The organism is Sporanaerobium hydrogeniformans (assembly GCF_002735925.1).
Classification (GTDB): domain Bacteria; phylum Bacillota; class Clostridia; order Lachnospirales; family Cellulosilyticaceae; genus Sporanaerobium; species Sporanaerobium hydrogeniformans.
Genome location: NZ_PEDL01000001.1, coordinates 150,587 through 172,983, shown reverse-complemented (window position 1 = coordinate 172,983; position 22,397 = coordinate 150,587). Strand labels below are relative to the sequence as shown.

At 34.3% G+C, this 22,397-nt stretch carries 20 protein-coding genes; 5 read left to right on the top strand and 15 right to left on the bottom strand.

Annotated elements, in window-relative coordinates; genetic code table 11:
* Positions 1-10: 10 nt before the first annotated feature.
* From CS063_RS00820 to uvrC, 8 genes are all read right to left on the bottom strand, one after another.
* Positions 11-1,330, bottom strand: coding sequence for an MATE family efflux transporter (locus tag CS063_RS00820; RefSeq protein WP_099447823.1), 1,320 nt, complete (start codon positions 1,328-1,330; stop codon positions 11-13).
* Positions 1,331-1,638: 308 nt separating this feature from the next.
* Entirely contained in the window at positions 1,639-2,601 is a 963-nt protein-coding gene (locus CS063_RS00815) for a C40 family peptidase (RefSeq protein WP_099447822.1), read from the bottom strand.
* Between the two features lie 262 nt (positions 2,602-2,863).
* Positions 2,864-3,844 carry a TIM barrel protein gene (locus CS063_RS00810; RefSeq protein ID WP_099447821.1) on the bottom strand — a complete coding sequence of 327 codons (981 nt, stop codon included), beginning with the start codon at positions 3,842-3,844 and terminating at the stop codon, positions 2,864-2,866.
* Positions 3,845-3,869: 25 nt separating this feature from the next.
* Positions 3,870-4,403: a YcxB family protein gene (locus tag CS063_RS00805; protein WP_099447820.1), complete on the bottom strand. Its 534-nt coding sequence runs from the start codon at positions 4,401-4,403 to the stop codon at positions 3,870-3,872.
* Positions 4,404-4,533: 130 nt separating this feature from the next.
* A complete protein-coding gene (locus CS063_RS17520; RefSeq protein ID WP_180270627.1) occupies positions 4,534-4,680 on the bottom strand; it encodes an aspartyl-phosphate phosphatase Spo0E family protein in 147 nt (48 codons plus the stop codon).
* A 31-nt stretch (positions 4,681-4,711) separates the two neighbouring features.
* Positions 4,712-5,668 carry an ROK family protein gene (locus CS063_RS00795; RefSeq protein WP_099447818.1) on the bottom strand — a complete coding sequence of 319 codons (957 nt, stop codon included), beginning with the start codon at positions 5,666-5,668 and terminating at the stop codon, positions 4,712-4,714.
* A gap of 11 nt (positions 5,669-5,679) precedes the next feature.
* Positions 5,680-6,618 carry an HPr(Ser) kinase/phosphatase gene (hprK, locus tag CS063_RS00790; RefSeq protein WP_099447817.1) on the bottom strand — a complete coding sequence of 313 codons (939 nt, stop codon included), beginning with the start codon at positions 6,616-6,618 and terminating at the stop codon, positions 5,680-5,682.
* Positions 6,619-6,684: 66 nt separating this feature from the next.
* The gene (gene uvrC / locus CS063_RS00785) at positions 6,685-8,514 is read right to left on the bottom strand and encodes an excinuclease ABC subunit UvrC (RefSeq protein WP_099447816.1); all 1,830 of its coding nucleotides are present in this window, start codon (positions 8,512-8,514) and stop codon (positions 6,685-6,687) included.
* 195 nt (positions 8,515-8,709) lie between these two features.
* Here uvrC and CS063_RS00780 point away from each other — a divergent pair, with 195 nt between their 5' ends.
* Positions 8,710-9,813: a copper amine oxidase N-terminal domain-containing protein gene (locus CS063_RS00780; protein ID WP_099447815.1), complete on the top strand. Its 1,104-nt coding sequence runs from the start codon at positions 8,710-8,712 to the stop codon at positions 9,811-9,813.
* Positions 9,814-9,903: 90 nt separating this feature from the next.
* On the opposite strand, the gene uvrA is transcribed toward CS063_RS00780, so the two are convergent.
* The 3 genes from uvrA to udk form a co-directional block, all read right to left on the bottom strand.
* Complete coding sequence (gene uvrA / locus CS063_RS00775) at positions 9,904-12,729, bottom strand: excinuclease ABC subunit UvrA (RefSeq protein ID WP_099447814.1); 2,826 nt, start codon at positions 12,727-12,729, stop codon at positions 9,904-9,906.
* A gap of 217 nt (positions 12,730-12,946) precedes the next feature.
* Positions 12,947-13,228 carry a DUF503 domain-containing protein gene (locus CS063_RS00770; RefSeq protein WP_099447813.1) on the bottom strand — a complete coding sequence of 94 codons (282 nt, stop codon included), beginning with the start codon at positions 13,226-13,228 and terminating at the stop codon, positions 12,947-12,949.
* 133 nt (positions 13,229-13,361) lie between these two features.
* The gene (udk, locus tag CS063_RS00765) at positions 13,362-13,982 is read right to left on the bottom strand and encodes a uridine kinase (RefSeq protein WP_099447812.1); all 621 of its coding nucleotides are present in this window, start codon (positions 13,980-13,982) and stop codon (positions 13,362-13,364) included.
* A gap of 305 nt (positions 13,983-14,287) precedes the next feature.
* Between udk and CS063_RS00760 the strand changes: the two genes are divergently transcribed.
* From CS063_RS00760 to CS063_RS00745, 4 genes are all read left to right on the top strand, one after another.
* Positions 14,288-15,133, top strand: a complete 846-nt coding sequence (locus CS063_RS00760; protein ID WP_099447811.1) for a DegV family protein — start codon at positions 14,288-14,290, stop codon at positions 15,131-15,133.
* 209 nt (positions 15,134-15,342) lie between these two features.
* The gene (locus CS063_RS00755) at positions 15,343-15,537 is read left to right on the top strand and encodes a hypothetical protein (protein WP_099447810.1); all 195 of its coding nucleotides are present in this window, start codon (positions 15,343-15,345) and stop codon (positions 15,535-15,537) included.
* Positions 15,538-15,578: 41 nt separating this feature from the next.
* Positions 15,579-16,175 (top strand): hypothetical protein, encoded by a 597-nt coding sequence (locus tag CS063_RS00750; protein ID WP_099447809.1) that lies wholly within the window; start codon positions 15,579-15,581, stop codon positions 16,173-16,175.
* A 21-nt stretch (positions 16,176-16,196) separates the two neighbouring features.
* On the top strand, positions 16,197-17,567 hold the full coding sequence (locus CS063_RS00745) for a VanW family protein (protein ID WP_180270626.1): 1,371 nt from the start codon (positions 16,197-16,199) through the stop codon (positions 17,565-17,567).
* A gap of 74 nt (positions 17,568-17,641) precedes the next feature.
* Here CS063_RS00745 and uvrB read toward each other — a convergent pair whose 3' ends face one another.
* The 4 genes from uvrB to CS063_RS00725 form a co-directional block, all read right to left on the bottom strand.
* Positions 17,642-19,627 (bottom strand): excinuclease ABC subunit UvrB, encoded by a 1,986-nt coding sequence (gene uvrB / locus CS063_RS00740; protein WP_099447807.1) that lies wholly within the window; start codon positions 19,625-19,627, stop codon positions 17,642-17,644.
* Positions 19,628-19,902: 275 nt separating this feature from the next.
* Entirely contained in the window at positions 19,903-20,220 is a 318-nt protein-coding gene (locus tag CS063_RS00735) for a DUF1540 domain-containing protein (protein ID WP_099447806.1), read from the bottom strand.
* Positions 20,221-20,288: 68 nt separating this feature from the next.
* Complete coding sequence (locus CS063_RS00730; protein ID WP_099447805.1) at positions 20,289-21,017, bottom strand: ZIP family metal transporter; 729 nt, start codon at positions 21,015-21,017, stop codon at positions 20,289-20,291.
* A gap of 27 nt (positions 21,018-21,044) precedes the next feature.
* Positions 21,045-22,340 (bottom strand): potassium channel family protein, encoded by a 1,296-nt coding sequence (locus tag CS063_RS00725; RefSeq protein WP_099447804.1) that lies wholly within the window; start codon positions 22,338-22,340, stop codon positions 21,045-21,047.
* Positions 22,341-22,397: the final 57 nt, after the last annotated feature.

Genomic DNA, 22,397 nt, shown 5'->3' with positions numbered 1-22,397 from the left:
ACCTCCATCCCTATTGATTCATTTTAATGGTTTTTATTACTGGCATAGCAATTCCCACTAATAAGCTCCCTTTAAGGAATGTAGACAGGGTAATACTCCACCAGATTCCCTCTATACCTAGGTAACGTATACCTATATAAGCCATGGGTAGCCTTAAAGCAGTAAAAATGATACTTATAGTAGCTGGAATATTAGGTTTACCTAGTCCTGTGAAAAAGCCATTTGCTACCATTTCCATAGCATTAAATAATTGCGAATAGGCAATGACTTTTAAGTAACTTACTGCAATGGTAATGGTATTTCCTTCTTTTACAAATAGCCCAGCTAATTGTTCGGAGAAAAAAATAAATACTAAGCTGCTTACCGCCGCATAAACAATCCCTATGCCCATTGCCATCTGATAGCCCTTATAAAGCCGCTTTCCTTTTCCTGCTCCATAGTTTTGTCCAATAAAACTAGCTACTGCTCCATTCAAGCCCCCTGTCACCATATAGATTATAGACTCCACTTGAATACCTATACGTTGAGCTGCTACTGCATCTGTGCCAAAAGTAGCAATCATCTTAGCTAGTATAATGTTAATTAATGTAAACAAAATGCGCTGAAAGGCAATGGGACTTCCTAGTGTAATGATTTCTTTCATTTTATTGAAATTTACTGGTTTTTTCCAATTAAAGAGTAAAAAATCCTTTCCAATTACTAAGTATAGCCCAAACATAACTCCCTGTGCAATGAGTGTTGCTAATGCAGCACCTACTATTCCTCCCTTCAAACTATAAATAAAGAGAGGATCAAGTCCAATATTTAAAAGCACTCCTGCTGCACTTATTTTAAAAGCGCTCTTACTATTTCCTAAGCTCGTAAATACTCTTAAAAAAACATTGTTAAAGAAAGAGAAAAATAACATAGGTGCACTCCATGCCAAATACTTGTAGGCATCCTGTTCAACCTGCTGGTCATTTAACCCTAAAAAACCAATAAACACTTTCCCTAGTAATAGAAGAATAAAAGCATAACCAATACCTATTATAGCACTTAGTACTATCCCCGAGTGGATGTAGCCTTTAACACCTTTAACATCTGCTTTCCCCATATAATGAGACACCTTGATCCCTGTCCCTATCATAATAAGAGCATTAAGAGCATAGCCTAAATTAATAAAGAAACTAGATGAACCAATGCTTGCGACAGCATTACTTCCTAAATGTCCAATCCAAAGCATATCTACTAAACTATACGTAAACTGCAAAAATGAACTTCCCATAATAGGTAATGCCAGTGCTAATAAAATTTTTATTACTTTACCTTCAGTTAAATCTATTTGTTGCATTTGCTTTTACTTCTCCTCTGATTAAACTTCTAATTTTCCCATTGACCCTCTCTCATTATTTATCTATTTCTTTCTCTGTTATTCTTATCAATATGTGATTACACTATGCTTTATAGATCTATTTGTCAATATCTCCTTAAAGATTTTTAACTTATTCACTTTTTATAGAACATGACTATCTTATTCTTTTACTTCCTATTCTCGTTAAAAAGGTTCTAGAATACAGTAGATTCTAGAACCTTTTTAATAATTTATTTCTAAGCTTTTATTAAAAACTCAACTTATTAATTAGATAATCCTTTCAATTCCTATAATACCCTTTTTGCACCAATAAATGGCTTGCTATTAGAGAAAGCATCACTAATGATAATACCTGTTCTTTCATCACATGCATGTACCATTTGTCCCCCACCTATATAGATGCCTACATGTGAAACACGACCTTTATAACCAAAGAAAAGTAAATCGCCTTTTTGTAGTTCATTTTTACCTACTGCATAACCGTTATTAGCATACTGTGCACTTGAACTTCTACTGATACTTATTCCAAAATGCTTCATCACTTGTTGTGTAAAACCCGAACAGTCTACACCATTTGTCAAACTGTTTCCACCATATACATAAGGATTTCCTACAAACTGTTTGGCATAAGCAACAACCTCTGCACCACTTTTACCACTTGCAGGTGTAATAGTTTGCTTCTGCTGTGTAGTCGTTTTCTTACTTGCTACCTGTGCAGGTAGAGTAACTTGTTCTTGAGTCACTGTTACACGCTTTGCCTCAGCTAATGGCTTTTCTGGCAAATAGGCTAGCAAATCTTGTTTCACATAATCTTTATGTACATAGCCTTCAAAGCCTTCTTGGCGAATGCTATACCAATCTCCTATCTTGTACTGCACACCTGTTTCGTCTCCTGAATAAAACTTGCCAATAATATCTCCCTCATCTGTGGAAGGGTAATCTCTTACATTTAAACCACCTGCTACTTCAACATTAGCTACTACACGATCTATATCTATAAATTCTGATTTCACATAGGCAATAGAATCATCCTTTAAACGCAGTTTAAACCACCCATCTTTTACTTCAATAATTTCTACAGATGTCCCTTCCCCTACTTGTTGAAGAATACGTGAAGAAGTATTGGGTTTTTCTCTAACATTTAAAGTATCTGCTTTCACCTTCCCAAAAGCTTGCCCATAAACGATGTTAGGTAACATCAATGCACTAACCGCTAAAAAGGTGCTTAGAATCATCTTATGTAATCCCATACAATAAATCCTCCTCTTTTGCTCTCAATAGTTTATTTTTATTTTTCTCTCTATTTATTAACTAAATGTTACAAAATTATTATATACTTGATTAACTTTAGTGTCAATCTTTTAATTAAATTAGTGTTAATATGTCGTAAAACATTAAATATTAAATGTTAATACATACTTATAAAGTTACATAAAAATAACTGTCACAAAGTAATGGGATCCTCTTTATGAGAAACATAAAATCTTACTTTGTGCCAGCTATTTTATAGCTTTAAGATAAAATACCTAAAGCTTTATTTTGTTTTTTAATAAAATAAGCAAGTTCATGACGTGAATTGGGAGCTGTCTCATAAACACAAAATTCAGGCTGAATAAGCTCTATAATCTTTTTAGCAATTGGATGATCAAAAGGTTGATGGCCATCTAGTTGTCTAATATGATTTTTTAATATAGTATCCCTTGCATAACCTTGCTTTGCTTCCTGATATTTTTTAAGCATATAGCTATGATCACGCTGCATGTAATATTTGGGAAGTGTTTTATTCAAATGTACTCCCTTTATAGAATCTTTTGTTGTTCCTAATGCTTCTACTACTTTTTTAATGTAAATATAAGCTTGCTCTTCTGTTTTAATCTGTGGATTCGTCAAAATAAGATGAGATACATCTAGTAAAAATCCTTTATTGCGATAGGTTATTTTATCTAAAAAAGAAGCTGTAAGCTTAGGATCCATATAATTAAGTCCTGGCCACCATAAATTCTCAAAGAGAAGCGTAGGACCTTGTTCATCTTCAAAAACAGTATTGATGAGTTCTACTGCCGCCTCCATTACCTCTTCATCCGTATAATCATACTTGAAAGTAAAAGTGTCCTCAATAAGCACATGACTCACATGAAATACCATATACTTAGCTCCTAATGCCTTAGCCCTTTCATATTGAGCCTTATAAGAAGTAACCATCACCTCTTTTTTTTCTCCTCCATAATAAGCTAATAGTGCATCACGGCTTCCCAAAATAGAAGTCACTTTTTCAGTATCGCCTCGCCAAAAATCTAACCACATAGGATAAAAAGAAAGATGTACCCCCTCTACAAGTCCTTGTGGAATGCGGTCTATAGGATACGTAGACGTTAGTCCTAATTCAATACCATCTATCAATTGTTTTTCTATAAAATGCTGGATTTGCTCCCAGTCTTCCTCAAACCACTCTAACTGTTTAGGAGTAGTTGATAAGTGAAATAGTCTCTTCATGAATGCCTTCTTTCTCTCATTTGGGCTATTTAAATTTACAAGTACCAGTTGTTGATGCCTTTTGTGCCAATTCCTTAAAGGTTACTATTTGTTCCTTTGTCAAATTATGCTTAGGCACAAGTTGAGCGCGTATGTCATCTACAAATAAACGAAAATCATTTTTAGTTTCTACAATACTTACAAAGATTGTCCAAGGCATTTCATCTTTTGCCTCTCCTAAATCTAAGGTAATGGCATCCTCTGTAAAAATGTAGGTTACACCATAAGCAAAAGCTGGATTTTGCATTTGAGTTACTGTCACTTTCCACACTCGCCATGGAATAAGTACAAAAATCAAAATAGGTACCATTACATAAAGTATATTCTGAGCAATAAATACATCTAAAGTTACCGTACGATGAAACATTTTATAAAAATAATAAACTAAAATCCCTATCCCTAAAAGACAAATGATTTTATTGGTAAGACTTTTCCATGCTACTGACATATTATAACGTAAAACGTCTTTAACCTTAAATTTTACATCGATAGTTAAACTTTGTTTTTTACTGTTTTCCATACTTTTTCCTCCTCTTGCTGTATCTTTAGTATTATAGCACTGTTTATCTAGAATTACTATGCTGTTCTATTTTCCAAAAAAGAAGGTTTAACTGACTTTTAGTGTCATTTAAACCTTCTTTTTAATTCTCTTATAGTTGTTTTATATATTCTAAAATAAGCTGATCAAGTTTTTGACTTTGCTCAATCACATCATACTGCTTTCCCTTCGGACTTTGCAGCAATTCGTTTAACTCATCTCGTTGCTTTTCTATCTCTTGAAATAACTGATGACGCATAGATTCTCCTCTAGTTGTGTAATCTTTTAGTTTATAGGGTTGTCCCCAAGAGTGCTGCACCAATAATACCAGCATCATTGCCAAGTGTTGCTGCTTTAATTTGCGTCTTAAGTTGAAGTCCACCATACATCTCTTCTTTAACGTATTTGGTAACAGGATCCGTGAGATATTCCTTTTGTGCACTCATTCCTCCACCTAAAACAATCATATTAGGCTCTAGTATATTAATAAGGTTAGTGACACCACAAGCTATATTTCTATAATATGTATCTAATACCTCAAGAGCAAATACATCTCCTCTTTGTGCTGCATCAAATACATTCTTTGCATTAATATGATCCACTTCTTTATCCTTTGCCAAAGCAAGAATTTGTGTTTCTGGATGTACCTTTGCTATGGCTTTTGCTTCACGAATAAGTGCTGTTGCTGAAGCATATTGCTCCCAACATCCTTTTCTGCCACATCCACAAGGTTGACCCCCATCAAATTTAATAACTAAATGTCCAATTTCCCCTGCTCCACAAAAGCTACCTCTGTAGATTTTACCATCTAGTATAATCCCCCCACCTACTCCTGTTCCAAGAGTAACAACTACTACATTTTTCTGCCCTTTTGCTGCACCACTCATTACTTCTCCTAGGGCTGCACAGTTCGCATCATTTTCAACATAAACATCTAAATGAATATATTTTTGAATTTCTGAACGTACATTTACATGATTGAAGTTTAAGTTACTTGAACTCAAAATAATCCCTTCAGTAGGTGAGGCAATGCCGGGACTTCCAATACCGATAGAGTGAATATCCTTTTCACTTAAATTTCTTTTTGCCATAACTTCTTTGCAAAGCATAGCCATATCCTTTAATACTTCTTCTTGTGCTCTTTCCCTTTTAGTAGGTCCACTTATACTTTCAATTATTTGATAGTTTTCATCTACTAGGCCTACTTTTATAGTTGTTCCACCTAAATCCACACCAATATAGTACATCTTGGTCCCCCTTAATTAAAATTATTCTTTTGCAAATTACTCATCACTCTATTGTTCAATGCTTCTGCAGCATTGTAACCCATTTTTTTCTGTCTAAAGTTAATGGCTGCTGTCTCACAAATAATAGCAATATTTCTTCCTGGTCTTACTGGAATAGCATTGGTCACTACTTTTATCCCCAATATATCTGTATACTCATTCGTTAGTCCCAAACGGTCATATTGCTTATTTTGATCCCATAACTCTAGCTTAATAACTAAATCAATATTTTTCATTTCTTTAACAGAACCTACACCAAAAATTTGTTTGATATCTACAATCCCAATACCACGTACTTCGATAAAATGACGAATGACTTCCGGTGCAGAACCTAAAAGTGTGCTAGCTGATACACGTTTAATTTCTACTGCATCATCAGCCACTAAGCGATGACCACGTCTAACAAGCTCAAGGGCTGTCTCACTTTTACCAATACCACTTTCCCCTGTAATAAGGATTCCTTCCCCATAAATATCTACCAGCACTCCATGCATAGAGATGCGTGGTGCTAGCTCTACATGGAGCCAACGATTCGCTTCTGCTAAAAAGCTAGTAGTAGGGAGGTCTGTTTTAAAAATAGGAATTCCATTTTCTTTCGCACACTCTAACATTTCTGGAAAAGCTTCAATTTCTTCACGACAAATGACAATACAAGGTATTTCTTTATAGCTCATAAGACGTCTAATCTTTTGAGCACGTTCTTCTTGGCTTACCTTCTCCAAATAAGTATGCTCTACCTTACCAATGATTTGAAGCCTAGTAGGATCAAAATAATCAAAAAATCCTGCTAATTGCAGAGCTGGACGATTTACATCACATTCCGTAATTTTTCTATTTTTATAGTCAATATCAGGAGTAAGTACTTCTAGTTTAAAATGCTCCTTAATTTGACTGACAGTTACAAAATACACTTTTTTTCCTCCTCATCTCATTTAATCTCTTGTCCTATTATAACACCCCTAAACCTGTTTGAATATTTATTTATGAAAATACCTATAAATACTCTCTGCTACTTGATTAGGTATTCCAGCTTCTTTAATTTCCTCTACTGATGCCTTTTTCAAATTCTCTATACTCTTAAAATGCTTCATAAGAAGTTTTTTACGTTCTTTACCTACTCCCTTAATAGTATCTAAAACAGATTGAACTTGTGCTTTGCTTCGTAAAGTTTTATGGTATTCAATAGAAAATCGGTGAACTTCATCTTGAATGCGCGTAATTAATTTAAAACCTTCTGTTCCTATTGGTAAAAGAACTTCCTCCCCTTTATAAAGTAGTCCCCTTGTTCGGTGTTTCTCATCTTTCACCATGCCACAAACAGGAATGTCTAAACCATATTTGTCTAAAATCTTTTGAGCGCTACTTACTTGCCCCTTTCCTCCATCCATAAAAATAGTATTTGGCATTCTACTGAAACTATTCTCTTTTTCTTCACTTATAAGACGGGCAATACGCCTATCTAATACCTCTTCCATGCTCCCATAATCATTAGGACCAACTACACTTTTTATTTTAAACTTACGATAATCACTTTTCTTAGGCTTGCCCCCTTCAAATACGACCATACCACCTACTGATTCAATTCCTTGAGTATTAGAGATATCATAAGCTTCAATCCGATACGGTATTTCCTTAAGACCTAACGCCTTTTGAATTTCTAAAAGAGCTCCCTTTGTACGCTGTTCATCTTTTTTGATTTGTTCACCAAACTGTCCAAGGGTTAGTTCAGCATTTTTACTTGCTAATTCTAAAAGTCCATGTTTAACGCCCTTTTTTGGTGTCACTAACTGTACCTTAGAGCCCTTTTTGTTACTCAAATATTCTTCTAAAACCTCTAGTTCCTCGGGTATTCTTTCAATGATAACTTCTTTTGGAACAAAGGTAGCATTGGCATAAAATTGTACTACAAAATCTCTAAAAATAGTTTCAATCTTTTCATCTTGTGTGTCTTCTAAATAAAAATGCTCCCTCCCTACTAACTTACCTTGTCGTACAAAATAAACTTGAATAAGTGTGTCTTCTGGGCTTTTGGCAAAAGCTATCACATCTTGATCTAGCATGTTATTCATCGTGACATTCTGTTTCTGCTCAAGTTTTTGTATAGCACTTATTTGATTACGTAATGTAGCTGCACGCTCAAAATTTAATGCTTCAGAAGCAACTTCCATTTCTTTCTTTAAGCGTTTAATAACTTCACCATATTTTCCACTTAAAAAACTGATTATTTCTTGCACCATCTTGCCATAAGCCTCCTCATCTATCTGACTATTGCAAGGTGATAGACACTTGCCAATATGTCCATTTAAACAAGGCCTTTCCTTTCCTATATCTCTCGGCAAACTTCTAGAACAAGTACGTAAGGGCCACGTGCTTTTTATAATGTCTACAAGCTCCCACATAGCTTGAGCATCTGTATAAGGGCCAAAATATTTAGCTCCATCCTTCTTCCTATTTCTTACTACAAGCATCCGTGGGAAACCTTCTTGTACGTTGATTTTAATATAAGGATACTGTTTATCATCCTTTAAAAGAATATTGTATTTAGGCCTATATTTTTTAATTAAGTTACACTCTAATATTAATGCTTCCATTTCAGAACGTGTAACAATGTATTCAAAAGAAGCAATATGTGAAACCATTTTTACGACTTTAATAGAATGGTTTTTAGAATCTTGAAAATATTGGCGAACCCTATTTTTAAGATTAATAGCCTTACCTACATAAATAATGTGCTCCTTATCATTTTTCATTAAATAAACGCCTGGCTTGTCAGGAAGCTTCTTAAGTTCTTCAGCTATATCAAACATATTTTCTCCTTACTTCTTTATTTTATCTATTTATTATACCATAGCTTCTATATTACTATAGCATTTCATTTCTGTTAAAAAATACATCTTTTGGTACTTCTTCATTGAAATGTTATGTTTTTTCTTATATACTGGTATAAACAAATATAAAAATATCTTTTTATACTGAATCAAAATTTTAGGAGGTAGTATTCAATGAAAAAAGCTAAACATCTTAAGCTAGTCTGCTTGACATTAGCTGTTGGCACTTTATTACTGGGAACAACTCTTAATGCTTCAACTGGTACTAAAAATCTAAAAGCTTATTATAACAATATTAAAATTGTTTACAATGGAACAACTAAAACCTTAAGTTCTGATATGGAACCCTTTATTGTAAATGACCGTACCTATGTACCTTTAAGAGGTATTGCTGAAATCTTAGGTGCAGGTGTGGATTTCTCTAACAATACGGTTATTTTAACAAGTAGCAATGTCACTTCAACAGATCTTGCCGCACAAATTGCTGATAAAAACCTACAAATTGTTTCTTTACAGCAACAACTAGCAGCTGCACAAAAAGAACTGGAAAACTATAAAGGCTCTGGTACAAGTGGTACGAATATTGGTACATCTGCTGTTAGCGCAACACTTGACAAGCTTAGAAATACCTATGATGAAGATTATGATGTGGATTGGGAAATAGATTTACGCCTTGTTTCTGGTCGTTTAGAATTAACTGTAGGTTACAATGAACGTTATGACGAAAAAGCTTATAATAGAATTACCGAAGGTAAACTTAAACAATTCATCAAAGACATGTGCTATGATATTGCACAAGCTCACTCTGACATTGAAATCCGTGGAACCATTGAAGAAACTAATAAAGATATAGAAAGGGCAAGCTTTAGATATACTAAATCTGGTAGCTATACCTTTGAGCTTACATCTTATGTTGATTTGGATGATTTAGAGGATAAATTAGAAAGAGCCTATACTGCTATTAATTATATTGGTTTTAATATTCCTATTACGTCTATTGAGCTTTCTGAAAACAGTAGAGGAGATACTCTGACCTTTAAAATAACTACTAACCTTAAACCAAATGGTAATGATTTTGTTAATAGTTGGAATAATCTCTCTGGTGATAGTAAAACCTATTTAAAAGATCGTCTATTTAAAGAAATCGTTAAAGATATCGAATACGATTTTGATAAGTATGATGCTATTGAGGGATATATTTATGACTCTGCAACAAGTACTAAGATTTGCGATTATACATCTAATGGTACCATCTATTTAAATACAAATGTACGCTAAATAAAAAGTCGCCTACTGACCCTAACTCAGTAGGCGACTTTTTATTTGGTTTTGGAACAAATATAAACTTTACCTATGCTAAATAAAACACTATAGTAATTTCTCTAAAAACCGTCCTGTATAAGATTTTTTATTTTTAGCAACTTGTTCCGGCGTTCCTTTAGCTATAATAGTCCCACCTTTATGACCACCCTCTGGTCCTAAATCCACAATATAATCAGCTACTTTAATCACATCTAAGTTATGCTCAATAACAACCACACTATTGCCACCTTCTACTAAACGTTCTAAAATACCAATAAGTTTATGCACATCTGCAAAATGTAAACCGGTGGTTGGTTCATCTAGAATGTACATGGTTTTTCCTGTACTTCTCTTACTCAGCTCCGTTGCTAATTTAACACGCTGTGCTTCTCCACCTGATAAGGTTGTTGAAGGTTGTCCTAATCGAATATAAGATAGTCCTACATCATAAAGTGTCTGAAGCTTACGTGCGATAGAAGGAATATTTTCAAAGAAATGTAAAGCCTCTTCTACCGTCATGCTCAGTACATCTGCAATGGATTTATCTTTGTATTTCACCTCTAGTGTTTCTCGGTTATAACGCTTACCTTTGCATACTTCACAAGGTACATAGACATCTGGCAAAAAGTGCATCTCTATTTTAATAACGCCATCCCCTTGACAAGCTTCACATCTCCCACCTTTTACATTAAAGCTAAAACGGCCTTTTTGATACCCCTTCATCTTAGCTTCCTGTGTCTGGGAGAACAAATCACGAATAGGATCAAATAACCCCGTATAAGTGGCAGGATTAGAACGTGGTGTACGTCCTATAGGTGATTGATCGATATTAATAACCTTATCTAGGTTCTCAATTCCTAAAATCTCTTCATGGTCACCAGGCTTTAACTTGGCTCCGTTTAAATCTCGTGCCAAACGTTTGAGAAGAATCTCATTAATCAGCGTACTTTTCCCTGAACCTGATACACCTGTAATACAAGTTAACGTACCTAGAGGTAATTCCAATTTGACATTTTTTAAATTATTTTCCTTAGCTCCAATAACTTTTAAAAAATTGCCATTTCCTTTACGCCTTCTCTCAGGTATTTGGATTTTCTTACGCCCACTTAAATAAGCACCTGTCTCAGAAGCTTCACATGCCGTAATGGTTTCAATGGGACCTGATGCAATGATTTCTCCACCATGTTCTCCAGCCCCTGGCCCAATATCCACAATCCAATCAGCTGCATGCATGGTCTCTTCGTCATGCTCTACTACAATAAGGGTATTTCCTAAATCTCTTAACTTGATAAGCGTTTCAATCAAACGATCATTATCTCTTTGATGTAGGCCAATACTTGGTTCATCCAAAATGTAAAGTACACCTACTAAACCTGAACCAATTTGAGTGGCTAGACGAATACGTTGTGCCTCCCCTCCTGAAAGTGTTCCTGAGGAACGTGAAAGAGTCAGATAATCTAAACCAACATCTACTAAAAAACCCAATCGGGCATGAATTTCTTTTAATATTAATTCCCCGATTTGCTGTTGCCTTTCTGTGAGCTCTATATGATCAAAAAAATCTTTTAAGTCTCCAATAGCTAATCTGGTAATAGTGTCAATATTCTTATCTCCTACTGTAACCGCTAAGGCTTCTGGCTTTAAACGTGCCCCCTTACAGCTACTACAAGGGATGCTTGTCATATAGCTTTCATATTCTTCCTTCATGCTTTGTGAATTGGTTTCTTTGTAACGCCTTTGTGTATTGGCTAATACACCTTCAAAGGCATAATCATAATTTCTTGTTCCATATTCTCCTTCAAAAGTAAACTGAATGGTCTCATGGCCTGTTCCATAAAGAATAATATGTTGTATTTTGGGTGGTAAATCTTTAAAGGGAGTATCTAAATCAAAACAATATCTTTGCATTAATCCTTGAAATAAAGCATAGGCAAAACTATCTTGATTTCCTATAGACCCCCATCCAATAACAGCAATGGCCCCTTGTCTTAAAGTTAAATTGGGATTAGGGATAACTAGCTCAGGGTCTAGTTCTAATTTTTCTCCTAAGCCTGTGCAAGCCGGACAAGCTCCATGTGGGTTATTAAAAGAAAAAAGGCGAGGTTCTATTTCATCAATACTGATATTACAGTCTGAACAAGCAAAATTTTGGCTAAAGTGTAGCTCTTCCCCCCCAACAACATCGACGAGTAATAAACCACCTGTTAGCTTCATAACTGTCTCAATGGAATCCGTTAGACGTTTTTCAATTCCTTCTTTTATCACAATACGGTCCACTAAAATTTCAATAGTATGCTTTTTGTTTTTATCTAATACAATTTCTTCTTCAGTTAAATCATAGATTTCACCATCAATACGTGCTCTAATATACCCTTGTTTTTTAGCATGCTCAAGTACTTTTTCATGAAGTCCCTTTCTTCCTCTTACAATAGGTGCTAAAAGTTGTAACTTAGTACGGGGCTCTAGTGCCATCAGTATGTCTACTATTTGATCTATGGTCTGTTTTTTAATTTCCTTACCACACTTAGGACAATGTGGAATCCCTATCCTTGCATAAAGAAGTCTTAGATAATCATAAATTTCTGTCACTGTTCCTACAGTAGAACGTGGATTTTTACTAGTCGTCTTTTGATCAATAGAAATTGCAGGTGATAAGCCAGAAATGCTCTCCACATCTGGTTTATCCATCTGCCCTAAAAACTGTCTCGCATAAGAAGAAAGTGATTCTACATAACGACGCTGTCCTTCTGCATAAATTGTATCAAATGCCAAGGAGGATTTTCCTGAACCACTTAGGCCTGTAAAAACAATAAATTGGTCTCTTTCTAATTCTAAATCAATATTTTTAAGATTATGTTCCTTAGCTCCTTTTATCACAATTTTATTTTTCATATATTCCCCTTCTTAAAATCTACAAATTTTTTATTTATTATAACATGTTTTTTCACTATTTCAAACACATGTTCGATTTTTCCTCGTTTTTTTTATAAATTATTTGTTTAAGCTATTTGTTAAATTTCTAAACACTTTATTTCATTTATGTGTATTAATTCAAAAAAAGCAATAAGAAACTTACCTTAACACAGTAAGGCCGCATTCTCATTGCTCATTATAAAATTTCTAGTTCACTTGCTATTAATTCAGCTTCTGTATGAGCCTCCATAAACTGCAATACCTTATCTAATGTATGATTCAGTTCTCTAGGAGAATTGGACACAAGAGCGATACCTATAACAATCCATTGATGCCTGTCCATATTCTCTACTTCATGAATGGATACGTTAAAAGTATTTCTCGTTTTACTTATTAAGCTCTGCACAATCATTCTTTTCTCTTTAAGAGAATGTACCCAGCTGGCTCTAAAAGTTATTTTTAATGTTCCTATAAACATACGCTCTCCTCAAGGCGATTTGAAAATGTCTAAAAATCAACCTGTCTTTTGGAAAATAATCTAATTCTCGTATAGTTTTCCCCTTCATCAACCCATTTTATACCCTTGATCTCTTTTACTTCTCTTTCACTTGTTAGTTATTCGCAATAAAATTACGAATACGCTCTAAAATCATTGAAAGAGCTACTGAATTAAAACCACCTTCTGGGATAATAACATCTGCCCTCTTTTTACTCGGATCTACAAATTGTTCATGCATAGGTTTTACTGTTCCTAAATATTGCTTAATAACTGAATCCATATCACGTCCTCGATCTTTTACATCTCTTAATAAACGTCTGATAATACGCACATCTGCATCTGTATCTACAAACACTTTAATATCCATTAAATCACAAAGCTCTTGATTTTCAAAAATAAGAATCCCTTCTACTACAATCACCTTAGTAGGCTCTACTTTTATCTTTTCTGCTAAACGTGTATGTTCCACAAAGGAATAGATAGGATGCCAAATACTTTCCCCTTCTTTAAGCTTTCGAATATGATCAATCAGTAAATCTGTATCAAATGCATTGGGATGATCATAGTTAAGCTTCACCCTTTCTTCAAACATTAAATGGGCATTTGATTTATAATAATAATCATGAGAGAGTACTACAACTTGATCTTCAAAGGTTTCTTTAATTTTTTGCGTCAATGTTGTTTTACCGGAGCCTGTTCCTCCAGCTATACCAATTATAATTGTATTATCCATCTATTTACCACCTTATTCATTTTTATATTTCATTTAAACTAGGCATTTCATACCGCCCCTTTTATTTAAAATAACACCTATTTATCTTTAATAGAATAGCATAGCTTCATCACTTTATCTATACTTTTAATCCTAAAACTAACTGGAAGCTATCACCTATTCAATTTGTTTATAGATTTTACAAATTACCTTATCAAATCGAAAAATCTATTGTATAATACTTGCTAGTAAACAGCGTCCTTGGAGTTGGTGTTTTTTAAATGTCTTTAGATAAAAATGTAAAGAGGTGAAAGGAGAAAATTTAAATGATTAAAATAGTTACAGATAGTACCTGTTATCTGCCTCAGGAATATAGCGATACCTATGATATTCGGATTGTTTCCCTTAATGTGGTTTTAAATGGTAAATCTTATCGTGAACTTGACTTAAGTAATGACACTTTTTATGAAGAAATGGGAAAATCCACAGAGCTCCCTACTTCCTCCCAGCCTTCTCCAGAAGAAATGTTAACTACCTTTGAATCTATTGTTTCTCAAGGTGATAGCATTTTAGGTATTTTCCTTTCTTCTCAAATGAGTGGGACTTATACAAGTGCTCAACTTATTAAAAACATCATTCTTGAGAAATACCCTCAAGCTACAATCGAACTTTTTGATTCTACTTCTAATTGTATGCAAATGGGTTATATGGTTTTAGAGGCAGCTCGTTTTGCAAAGGCAGGCCATTCCCTTCAAGAAGTCATAGCACATACAACTGCTATACGTGAGCATAGCAGGTTTTTATTTACCCCGCATGTTCTTGATTATCTTAGAAAAGGTGGTCGTATTGGAGGGGCTTCTGCTCTTTTAGGTACTCTTCTCCAAATCAAGCCTATCCTAACTGTAGAAAAAGGTAAAACTACTGTTTTTACAAAAGTACGTACTAAAAAGAAAGCTATCGACACCATTATTCAGCAGTTTTTAATGGATATCCAATCTGCTCAATTAGGCGAAGTCATTGTCCATCATATTAATTGTCCTGAGGAAGGACAACTTTTAGCAGCAGAACTTGAGAAACATATTCACTTAAAGGTAAAAATCCAATCCATCGGACCTGTTATTGGACTCCATGTCGGACCTGGTAGTATTGGTCTAGCTTACTATACTTTATAAATTGCCATCTTTTTTCATAAAAGTCATAGGTGGGTCTATAATGACCCACCTATGACTTTTTACAAGTTTTTTTAAAAAATTATTTTAATCTTTTTGTAAAGTATTTCACCTATAACTTGTAACAATTTTTATATTATATTATAATATTATATAATGGTACAAATCATAACCATTTATCTTCATTCATTACACTTTCATGAGGTATATATATGTGGAAATTTGTTTCTTTATGTATATTGGTACTTGGACTCATTGGATTTAATTCTCTTTTGTTTTTTATTAATCGTATTCTTCATAAAAAGAATTATCGCTTAGCAACCAAAATTTATTATATTGTTCCTAGTATTGGTATGTTTTTATCTGGCTTATTAGCTGGCAAATGGATTATATCCTATTTATTATAGGCTTTGATAATTAAAATTTTATATGAGAGAGGTATGGTACAGTGAAACTCATGTCTGTATTAGAAAAGTACAATTTAGTTGAAAAAACGGATAACGAGGTGCTTCCAGAAGACATTACAACCGCACCTATATCAGTAGCCACAGAGGAACAACCGGCACCTACTATGCCCTCACCTCTTCCAGAACCAGAAGAGAAAGTTGTTGTTCAAGCTCCTAGGTATACTGCCAACCTAAGCTTAGAAGAAATTTATAGTCACTATCATTTATCTGCTGCATCTTCTACAGATACTATTTTTATGCTTGAAGGACTTCTTGCAGCCCTCCCTGAAAGTTTAACGGAAGAAGTACTTAAAGATACTGTTAAAAATATTATTACAGTCTCTCATTTAAATCTTGAAGGACTTTTAAAAGATGGAGAAGAAAGACTTCAAGCTCTTCATGCACTTATAAAAGATTATACCGCTTATACAAGAGAAGAGATCGCTACTTATCGTGAGCAAATTGCAGAACTCACAGCTTCTATTAACCAACTTCAAGAAAAAATCAAAGGAAAAGAGCTCCTTCTTAAAGGACAGGATACAATTATTCAAGAGGAAACTGCTCGTATTGAAAAAATTGTGAGTTTCTTTAAAAAATAATGAAAGTTTATGAGGTATTGCATGCTAAAATCTATTTCTATTAAACGTACCTTAACCCTTTTATTTTTACAAGCTTCCCTTTACTTCTTAGCATTATTCTTAACTGTTATACAGGAAGTAAGTCCCATTGTCAAAGAATGGGACTCTTTAATTTATAACCATGTTTTTGTAGAGGATTTAGACTTGTCTGGTAAAACCCTAGATGAAGCTAGGAGCTCTCTTCAAAAAAATTATATGGAACTTATACAAAATAAAGTAATTTTTGTTCATGCTGGTCCTAAAACTTATACCTTATCTCTTGATCAGGTTTTAAAAGGAAATAATCTTGAAGCTATTATTAAAGAAGCTCTCTACTTAGGAAAAGAGGATTCTCTTCTTTTGAAATATCAATATATTAAACATGGTTTCCCTAAAAAGTATACTTTAAGTCTTGAATATGATGAGAAAATTATCAAAAGATTTGTACATCAGATAGCTTCCTCTCTTAATAGTGAAGTTAAGAATGCACAAATCATTCAAAAAGGAAGAGGAAAACTTGAAGTTATTCCTAGTCAAGCTGCATACTCCCTAGATGAACCCAAGCTTATTTCTCTTATTCAAACAGCTTTATCACAGAAAATAACCGAAAACATTGCAATTACAGCTCCTATAACAGAGGTTCAGCCTCAGTACACAACAGAATATATGGCTGCCTCTACTACTAAAATTGCTTCTTTTTCTACTAGTTTTCCACATACACCCGATGGACGTACAGAAAATATTCGTTTGAGTGCGGAAGCTATTAATGGTACTCTACTTATGCCAGGAGATGTGTTTAGTTTTAACGAAACAGTAGGAGAAACCACTCTTGAGAAAGGTTATAAGATGGCTCCTGTTATCTCAAACGGCACTATAACTCAAGGTTTGGGTGGTGGTATTTGTCAAGTTTCTAGTACACTTTATAATGCTATTCTTCGAACAGGCCTTTGCTCATTAGAGCGTAGACCACATTCTAAAATATCTACTTATGTACCTATTGGTTTAGATGCCACAGTAAGTTATGGAACTATTGACTACAAGTTTAAAAATACTTTTAATTACCCTCTCTACATAGAAGCTTATACAGATGCCTCACAGATTTATATCACTGTCTACTCACATTCTTCCTTGTCAGGAAAAGATTACCGTATAGAAAATGATGTTTATCAACTTTTACCTTCCCCAGTTACCTATCGTTACGATTCCAGTCTTTCTCCTACTGACAGAATTTTAGTTCAAAAAGGTACAATAGGCTACAAGGCAAAATCTTATCGAAAGCTTTATACAAATAACCAATTAGTAAGCACCGAGGAAATCGCTGACGATATCTATCGTCCTTCTCCTACTATTTACCGAACAGGCTTCCCTAAATAATAAGCGCCTCTCTAAATATAACATAAAAATTCGTTATATTTAAAGGGGCGCTTTGCTTTATATCTTATATCATTTTAACGCATTACAAAAATTTTCTTCAACTCCATTAGCGTATCTCGAAGTTCAGCTGCTTTTTCAAACTGTAAATCCATAGCAGCCTTCTTCATTTCCTTTTCAAGCTTCTTGATGGTCTTTTCTAATTCTTCTTGTGACATAGACTCAGGATCTTTTTCTTTAAAGAGGTTATTTCCTTCCTCTACTTTCTTCGTTGCCACAATCACATCACGAATTTTCTTTTTAATGGTTTGAGGTACAATGCCATGTTCTTTATTATACTCACTTTGAATTTTACGTCTTCTAATTGTTTCTGAAATAGCTGCCTCCATTGAACGCGTTACAGTATCTGCATACATAATAACACGTCCCTTTACATTACGCGCAGCACGTCCTATTGTCTGAATAAGGGAAGTTTCTGAACGTAAGAATCCCTCCTTATCAGCATCTAGTATGGCAATAAGGGATACCTCTGGAATATCAAGTCCTTCTCTTAACAGATTTATCCCTATTAAAACATCAAACACACCTAATCGTAAGTCCCTTACAATTTCTATTCGTTCTAAAGTATCGATATCTGAATGAAGATATTTTACTTTAATGCCCATCTCCTTAAGATAATCTGTTAAATCTTCTGACATACGCTTTGTAAGGGTCGTTACAAGAACTTTATCTCCACTTGTTACCTGTTTATTAATCTCTCCTAATAAATCATCTATCTGTCCCTTTACAGGTCTTACCTCAATAGTAGGGTCTAAAAGTCCGGTTGGGCGAATAAGTTGTTCTGCAATCACCAAAGAATGCTCTAGTTCAAACTGAGCAGGGGTAGCTGATACAAACAGGAGCTGATGAATCTTACTCTCAAATTCTTCAAAACGTAAAGGTCTATTATCAAGAGCTGAAGGTAATCTAAATCCATAGTCAACTAGTACAGTCTTTCTCGCTCTATCTCCATTATACATAGCTTTTATTTGAGGAATGGTCATGTGAGACTCATCAATAATCATTAAAAAATCTTCTGGGAAATAATCTAGCAAAGTAAAAGGCGTACTGCCTTCCTCTCTTCCTGACAAATGCCTTGAATAGTTTTCTACACCTGAGCAATATCCCATTTCTCTTAGCATTTCTATATCAAAGTTGGTACGTTGTGTAATACGTTGCATTTCTAAAAGTTTATCTTCTTCTTTAAGTTCCTGCACACGGTCTTTTAACTCTTCTTCAATACGTGCAATGGCTTCTTGCATCTTTTCATTAGAAATAGCATAAAAAGAAGCTGGAAAGATAACAACATGCTCCCTGTAACCAAGAACCGCCCCTGTTAAAGCATCAATCTCAGCAATACGGTCAATTTCATCACCAAAGAATTCAATACGGATAGCCTTCTCCGACATATTAGCAGGAATAATCTCTACAGTATCTCCCCTTACCCGAAAAGTAGCTCTGGCAAAGTCCATGTCATTTCGTGTGTACTGGATATGAATGAGCCTTCTTAAAACATCATCACGATCCATTTCCATACCTGTACGAAGAGAAAGCACTTGATTTGCATAATCAATAGGATCCCCTAAACCATAGATACAGGAAACACTCGCTACGATAATAACATCTTTACGCTCACATAAGGAAGCTGTTGCTGAGTGACGTAGCTTATCAATCTCTTCATTGACACTAGAATCTTTTTCGATATACGTATCACTATGAGGTACATAAGCTTCTGGCTGATAATAATCATAATAAGATACAAAATACTCTACTGCATTATCTGGAAAAAATTCTTTAAATTCACTATAGAGCTGAGCTGCTAACGTTTTATTGTGGGCAATAATCAAAGTTGGTTTTTGCAGCTTTTGAATAATATTTGCCATGGTAAAAGTTTTTCCTGAACCTGTTACTCCTAGTAATGTCTGAAAACGATGTCCTTCTTTTAAACTGGCTGTTAACTCTTCAATAGCTTGAGGTTGGTCTCCCGTAGGTACGAATTCTGAAATCAGTTTAAATGTACTCATCTATCATTCCTCCTTTTTCTTAGTAGGATGTATCTTTATGCTTCATCTACTTTTAGATATTTGTTTTTATTGTTTTTCATCTAACTAGCTTACCTTTTTGTACATACCATAAAGAGGTAGTTCTATTTTAACATATACTACCTCTTGTGTTTAGATTTTTTAAATTCTTAATGCCATTTAATCAAAAGTAGTTATTAAAAAAGTGCTACAGCACACCTTTAGGTATGACATAGCACCTTTTTTGATTATGGGCAACTTTATTAAGTGAATATGTCTTATCGCATGTGAAAGCTTGAACAAGAGGTATACTCTGCAGAACTAGCTCCACAGCCACACACATTAATATCTCTCGCATTACAATAGAAGTTTTCATTATGTGTACAGTTTTGAGCGCTACATTTAATTTGTACCTCCGCTTGTGGATTTATATCTATACAAGCATTACTCATACTCCCTGTACACTCACAAAAGGTACTACAGCAGGTTTCACTTGCATTTTGAGCTGAACGTCCTTTCACAGCAATTTGTCCAAGTTCACAACAGTTTTGTCCATTGTGTACACAATTATCTACATCACATCTTAATAACGGCATATACTTTCTCCTTTATATTCTCTAGGATTTTACACTTATTATGACAAAAATAGAAAAAAATATACCTTTTATTTACCTAGTAGTACTAGGCCTAAAATAATACCCAAAATAGTTGCTACTGTTGTCATTCGCCCATTCCAGCTTTTACGTGATTCAGGCAAAAGCTCTTCACATACAATATAGAGAATGACTCCTGTTGCGATACCTAATGCCAATACTACAAAAGATTCACTTGAGTGACTTAATACATGTCCTAAAATAACACCTATTCCCATAATACTTCCTAAAATAAAGGGAATAAAAAAGATCTTCTTTAAGTTAACTTGAGCTGCCTTAAAAGGAATAGCAACAGCAATACCTTCTGGAATACTATGAAGTGCTAAAATAATAATAAACTGCTTAACTGCATCCGTTCCTGTTGCTGCTAATGCCCCTAAAGCAAATCCTTCCGGAATATTATGTATGGCAATACCTATAACAAGTACAAGAGCTGTGCTTAATTTCCCTCCCTTGTTTCCCACTCTTTCTTCTAAATAAGGCATCATTTCATCTAGTAGCAATCCTATTAGTATTCCTATTATTGTACCTAATAAAACTAAATCCATACGATTTTTAGAAAGTGCTTCTGGAAGTACATCAAAACAGATAATGGCAATCATAAGTCCTGATGTGCCTCCAAATAACATACCAATACTCCGCTTATGTGTTACCTTAAAAAGATAAAACACAATAATTCCTACAAGAAGACCTAGACCTTCTGCTATACACCCCATTAATCCAACTATTTGTATACTCATCCTAATGCCCCCTCTTTATATAGATAGTTATTCCTTTTTTTGAGAAGCTCCTATAAGTGATACATAAATCCCCATTATTACAACACCGAATAAAGTTTCTAACATAACAAATACTCTTACCACGCTATCATTAGGGGTAATATCACCTAATCCTAAAGTAGAAATAATAACTGCACTAAAGTACAAAAAATCTTCTAACGGATAGTAGACATAGCTTTCTAGCCCTTCTTTAATTTCCTCAGCTTCCCTATCAAGTAACGTATGAGAGTCTCTTAGCACACTCGTTAAATAGTGTGTAGGACGTAATCGTTCATTGTGATAGTTAATAATATATTCCTCAGGTGTATAAATAAGTATTAGGGTTTTATCTGGCTTAAGTGTTTTATAATAAGCATAGTATCTACTATCATCTAGCATGTAGGTGCAGCGTTCTTCATCAAAAAAGGCTAATTTATAAAGTGCTATCTTAACAACAACATATTCTTTCCCTAAATATTTCTTCCATTTAATTTCATAGTTAGTATCTTGAATAGCTTTACTGTTTAAAATATAATTTTTAATAACACCTTGTGGTAAAAAGTGGGTATAACCTTGCTCGACAAGGCGTTGTTCGTAAAATCGCCCCCAACTTTCCCCTATTTGTTCCTCTGTAAAATAAATAATATTCTCTTGTAGGGCTAGACTTAAAAAACTTTTTTCTTGTCCTCCTTCTTTTACTATATTATTCATATAAAATGCCAACTCTGACGAATACGCTTTCTCTTGCATCATCCCTCTAATAACTGCATCACGCTTACCCGTATCTGTAAATGTATAATATTCCCCTTGTGCCTGCTGTGCCAAATAAAAATACAAACACCCAAACCATAACCAAGCAAATAGATAAACACCTAAAATAAGCTTTTTCTTGTTTTTTTCTAGCCACCCTTTATATTCTCTAAGACGCATTATACAAAATCCCATATAAACAAGTGATGGTACTAATACCAATACAAATAAACTTTCATAAGGTCCTAATGTCTCTCCTTGCCGTATATTTTGTTGGAGGAAAGCATTTAACTTGGAAGCCCCCCATGTACCAGCTAAGCCCACTAATAGCAATAGACCTTCTATCATTCGCTCTCTCCAACCTAATTTTTTTCCACCTCTTATACAACCATTTATCTTTTGATAAAATCGTTCCTTACTATATTCACGACATAAGAGAAGTAACATGCTATATTTTATAATAACTAACAATCGACTATAAGGTCCTGGGCTAAAACTTAAAAAATATTCCACACCTATACACATACCTAAAACAAGACTACATAACGGCTCCATCTTTTCCTACTCCCTAATATCTTCTCTTTACTATTTTATGGACAGGAACCTTCTTTC

Bases quoted from the DNA above. Each gene is read 5' to 3' on its own strand.
- CS063_RS00820 (WP_099447823.1), bottom strand. From the start codon at position 1,330: ATGCAACAAATAGATTTAACTGAAGGTAAAGTAATAAAAATTTTATTA.
- CS063_RS00815 (WP_099447822.1), bottom strand. From the start codon at position 2,601: ATGGGATTACATAAGATGATTCTAAGCACCTTTTTAGCGGTTAGTGCA.
- CS063_RS00810 (WP_099447821.1), bottom strand. From the start codon at position 3,844: ATGAAGAGACTATTTCACTTATCAACTACTCCTAAACAGTTAGAGTGG.
- CS063_RS00805 (WP_099447820.1), bottom strand. From the start codon at position 4,403: ATGGAAAACAGTAAAAAACAAAGTTTAACTATCGATGTAAAATTTAAG.
- CS063_RS17520 (WP_180270627.1), bottom strand. From the start codon at position 4,680: ATGCGTCATCAGTTATTTCAAGAGATAGAAAAGCAACGAGATGAGTTA.
- CS063_RS00795 (WP_099447818.1), bottom strand. From the start codon at position 5,668: ATGTACTATATTGGTGTGGATTTAGGTGGAACAACTATAAAAGTAGGC.
- uvrC (WP_099447816.1), bottom strand. From the start codon at position 8,514: ATGTTTGATATAGCTGAAGAACTTAAGAAGCTTCCTGACAAGCCAGGC.
- CS063_RS00780 (WP_099447815.1), top strand. From the start codon at position 8,710: ATGAAAAAAGCTAAACATCTTAAGCTAGTCTGCTTGACATTAGCTGTT.
- uvrA (WP_099447814.1), bottom strand. From the start codon at position 12,729: ATGAAAAATAAAATTGTGATAAAAGGAGCTAAGGAACATAATCTTAAA.
- CS063_RS00770 (WP_099447813.1), bottom strand. From the start codon at position 13,228: ATGTTTATAGGAACATTAAAAATAACTTTTAGAGCCAGCTGGGTACAT.
- udk (WP_099447812.1), bottom strand. From the start codon at position 13,982: ATGGATAATACAATTATAATTGGTATAGCTGGAGGAACAGGCTCCGGT.
- CS063_RS00760 (WP_099447811.1), top strand. From the start codon at position 14,288: ATGATTAAAATAGTTACAGATAGTACCTGTTATCTGCCTCAGGAATAT.
- CS063_RS00755 (WP_099447810.1), top strand. From the start codon at position 15,343: ATGTGGAAATTTGTTTCTTTATGTATATTGGTACTTGGACTCATTGGA.
- CS063_RS00745 (WP_180270626.1), top strand. From the start codon at position 16,197: ATGCTAAAATCTATTTCTATTAAACGTACCTTAACCCTTTTATTTTTA.
- uvrB (WP_099447807.1), bottom strand. From the start codon at position 19,627: ATGAGTACATTTAAACTGATTTCAGAATTCGTACCTACGGGAGACCAA.
- CS063_RS00735 (WP_099447806.1), bottom strand. From the start codon at position 20,220: ATGCCGTTATTAAGATGTGATGTAGATAATTGTGTACACAATGGACAA.
- CS063_RS00730 (WP_099447805.1), bottom strand. From the start codon at position 21,017: ATGAGTATACAAATAGTTGGATTAATGGGGTGTATAGCAGAAGGTCTA.
- CS063_RS00725 (WP_099447804.1), bottom strand. From the start codon at position 22,340: ATGGAGCCGTTATGTAGTCTTGTTTTAGGTATGTGTATAGGTGTGGAA.